At 60.4% G+C, this 3244-nt stretch carries 1 protein-coding gene; it reads right to left on the bottom strand.

Annotated elements, in window-relative coordinates:
- Nucleotides 1-3228: amino acid adenylation domain-containing protein (locus VGD45_RS26860; protein WP_331158471.1), on the bottom strand; the 3228-nt coding region annotated here is incomplete at its 3' end.
- Nucleotides 3229-3244 lie beyond the last annotated feature (16 nt).

The raw sequence follows: 3244 nt of genomic DNA, 5'->3' as shown, positions 1-3244 counted from the left end.
GAACCGCGCCTTCATCTGACTCATCGCATCCTGCGTTGGATCCAACGCAAGCGCCTCGACCGCCAGATCGGCATGGCGGTACACCACCTGCACGGGCGTGGAGATATTCTCCGACACCACCGCCGTTCTCAGCACATCGTGACGGTCGACCACGCGTTGCAGGGCGCCCATGAGCGCCTCGAACTGCGTCTGATCCGACACGGCGAACAGGGCCCGCAAAATGTACGGATCGTTGTTCCGATGCATCAGGTGCGAGAACAGAATGCCTTCCTGGAGCGGCGCCAGGGGATAAATGTCTTGGACGTTCCTCGCACCGCCCGGGACCGTGGCGACGATCCGCTCAATCTCTTGCTCGCTCAAACTGACCAGCGGCAGCATGCGCGGCTCGATGCGATCGCAGGCCGGTGGAATCAGATTGGCCGGCGCGCTGAACGAACTGTGCTCCGCGGATGCGCCTTCATCCAAGGCAGCCGCCAATGCCCGCAAACTAGGAGCGGAAAAAATCATCTGCGCGTCTGCCGCCATGCCCGCCTTCTGCACGGCCGACAACAGTTGTACGACCAGCAGCGAATGTCCGCCCAGTGCGAAGAAATTGGCCGTGGTGCTGATTTCTTCCGGCTTCAGCTGCAACAGCTGTGCACAGATCTCGATCAGTTGCTCCTCCGTCGACGTCTGCGGAGCCACATATTCAATCGCAACCAGGCTTGCCTCTGGTGCCGGCAAGGCCTTCTTATCGATCTTGCCGTTGCGCGTGAGAGGAAGCTTGTCCAGCTGTACGTACGCCGCCGGCGCCATGTAATCGGGCAGCACCTCCAACACGTGTGCACGCAGCGCTTCCGCTGTTAGCTCTACTTCTTCAGAGGTGTAATACGCCACCAGCCGCTTGCCGGCCGCGCCGTCTGGGCCGTCCTGTCTGGCCAGTACCACCGTCTCTTTCACAGCGGGATGCTGCGCAAGCCGGGCTTCGATCTCGCCGAGCTCGATACGGAATCCGCGGATTTTCACCTGATCGTCGATGCGACCGAGATATTCCAGGTCGCCATTCGGCACATAACGCACCAGGTCGCCCGTCTTGTACAGGCGCGCGCTGCCGACTGAATCGCTCCGATCTTGGAACGGATGGTCGATGAAACGTTCTTCGGTCAGCTCCGGGCGATGCAGATAACCCCGCGCCAGCCCTACGCCGCCAATGTGTAACTCACCCGGTACACCTTGCGGCACCGGATTGAGATAACCATCCAACACATAGAACTGCGTGTTGGCGATCGGCCGACCGATCGTGATCTGCTGATGCCGCTGCAAGGCCGCGGTGCTCGACCATACCGTGCTCTCTGTCGGCCCGTACGCATTGAATACTTTGTATCGTTCCAGCCAGGGCTGAACCAGCTGTTCGGTACAGGCTTCTCCCGCCAGAATCAGTGTTTCCAGCGAATAGTTCCGCTCGCTATTCAGATGCAGCAACACCGCTGGCGGCAACGTTGCATGGGTAATACGATGGGCGATCAGGAAGGATTCCAACGCCGCGGGATTTTGTTTTTGTCGTTCCGAGCAAACGTATGCAACCGCGCCGGCGAATGCGGCCATTAACCATTCAAAAATCGCCGCATCGAAGCTCAACGACGCGAAGCACAGTACGCGGCTTCGCTCGGTGGCGCCGAACATAGCCCGCTGGCACATTGCCAGATTGGCTACGCCACGATGTTCCACCATCACGCCTTTGGGCTGCCCCGTCGAGCCCGAGGTATAAATCACATACGCCAGGTTGCGTGATGACTGATGCGGCGAGCGGTACGGATTGCTCGCGGGACAACGCTGCAATGTCGACTGCAGCTCGCTGCCATCCAAACTCACGATGCGCAGGCGACTGTGCCGGCCGGCCAATTGCCCGACCTTCTCCTGCAGCGTCCGCTGCGTCAGCAGCAATTCCACGCCGCTGTCTTCGATCATGTAGGCCAGGCGTTCGCGCGGATACCCTGAATCGAGCGGCACGTAAGCGCCGCCGGTCTTCAAAACACCCAGCAGACTCACCATCATCTCGAGGCCGCGCTCGACACACAATCCCACCAGCGTGTCTGCCTGAACCCCTTGCTCGCGCAAGTAATGCGCGAGTCGATTGGCCCGATCGTTCAACTCGGCATACGTTAACTGCTCGCCTTCGTACACCACCGCGGTACTGTTCGGTGTCTTCTCGACCTGCGATTCGAACAACTCGTGGATGCACTTGTCTTGCGGATACGCCGCCTGGGTCGCGTTCAGTGTGTGCAGCAGATAGTGCTGCTCGTCCTCACTCAAAAGAGGCAGCGCGTGAATCGGCGTCTGCGGATCGGCCACGATGCCGTCGAGCAGAATGCCCAGATGTTGCGCCATCCGAACGACGCTGGCGGAATCGAACAAGTCAGTGTTGTAGTCGATGTGGAACGCGATCCCGTCCGCCATTTCTCGGGCGTCGAACAGCAATTCGTACTTGGCGCCGACTTCCGCGGCCATGACCGGAGTGAACCGGACGTCGGGCAGTTCGATCGAGCCGCCTTTTTCTCCGCCACTCACCCCCATGGCGAATAGCACCTGGAACAAAGGGCTGTATTGCGTGCTTCGCTCCGGCTTCAGACGTTCCACCAGATATTCGAATGGCACGTCCTGATTGCTCTGCGCCTCCAGGTTGACGGCCTTGATGCGCTCCAGGTAGTCGGTGAAGCGTGGATTGCCCGCACAGTCGGCGCGCAATACCAGCGTGTTGACGAAGAACCCGATGATGTCTTCGAGCTCCTTCTGCATACGATTCGCCACCGGCGTGCCGATGACGATGTCGGTGCTGTTGCTGTGCCGGGATAACAGAATGCTCACGGCGGCATGCAACACCATGAACAAGGTGGCCTGCCGTTCTTGCGCCAGTCGCTTCAGCGCCTGGTGAGTGGCCGCGTCGATATGGAACGGGTGGCGCGCTCCCTTGAAGCTCGCCTGCGCCGGACGCGGGCGGGACAATGGCAGGCTATGCACCGGCGGCAGATCGAGCAGCTGGCGCTCCCAGTAACCGAGTTGTCGCTCCAGCACGGCTCCCGTCAGCCAATTTCGTTGCCAGTGCGCATAGTCGGCATAGCGGATCGTCAACGGCGGCAACGGATCGGCGCGACCGGTCCTGATCGCTTCGTACTGAGTGATGAACTCCTCGACCAGAATGTCTCCCGACCGGCCGTCCGAGGCAATGTGATGCACGTTGAACAACAGCATGCCGGCCGTCTCCGAG

The organism is Steroidobacter sp., assembly GCF_036402275.1.
Lineage (GTDB): Bacteria > Pseudomonadota > Gammaproteobacteria > Steroidobacterales > Steroidobacteraceae > Steroidobacter.
This window is presented reverse-complemented; position numbering and strand designations above follow the sequence as displayed.